Below are 631 nucleotides of genomic sequence, written 5' to 3'. Positions count from 1 at the left end.
GCGCGTTAAGGCTTCAATGGTCAGGCGGTCAGCCGACGACAGGACGAATGCTGTGAGTGGTCTTCCCATTCAAAAGCAACGACCAATCTGCTTTTTTGTTCGAAAAACTCCCCTGACTAAGCACTAGCCATTCACGTCGGCCAGTCGTTAAAAGGCGAAGATGTGGTGGCCGTAATGCAACGGCTACGTTAAGAGCTAGGCCTAGTACCCAAGCGTATCCAAGTCGACAATGGCAGCGAGTTTATCAGCAAGGCGCTCGACCGCTGGGCCTACGACCAACACGTCACGCTCGACTTCTCGCGCCCCGGCAAACCGACTGACAACCCGTATATTGAGTCATTTAATGGTAGCTTCCGGGATGAGTGCTTGAATGTGCAGTGGTTCCTGTCACTGACCGATGCCCAGGAAAAAATTGAGCACTGGCGCCGAGAGTATAATGGCTTCCGGCCGCACAGCTCGTTACAGAATTTAACGCCCGATGAGGTAGTGGCTGCCGCCACTACTGTCGAGCTTCAGAATGACCTCCTCCCAAGAAACTGGTCCACGCTAAAGTAGAGAAATCAGGCCCTTGTTGTATCTTAAACCAAGAGACATGCGCCATGAAAAAGACGAAGTTTACCGAGGCCCAGAT

1 pseudogene is annotated in these 631 nt (G+C 52.3%); it reads left to right on the top strand.

From position 1 onward, the window contains the following. Nucleotides 1–123: 123 nt before the first annotated feature. Nucleotides 124–555, top strand: a pseudogene (locus E5J99_RS21050) (integrase core domain-containing protein); the annotation flags it as partial. Nucleotides 556–631 lie beyond the last annotated feature (76 nt).

This window comes from Hymenobacter elongatus, from assembly GCF_004745955.1.
GTDB classification, from domain to species: Bacteria; Bacteroidota; Bacteroidia; order Cytophagales; family Hymenobacteraceae; genus Hymenobacter; species Hymenobacter elongatus.
The sequence above is the reverse complement of the archived record's forward strand: the minus strand, read 5'-3'. Positions and strand labels throughout refer to the sequence as shown.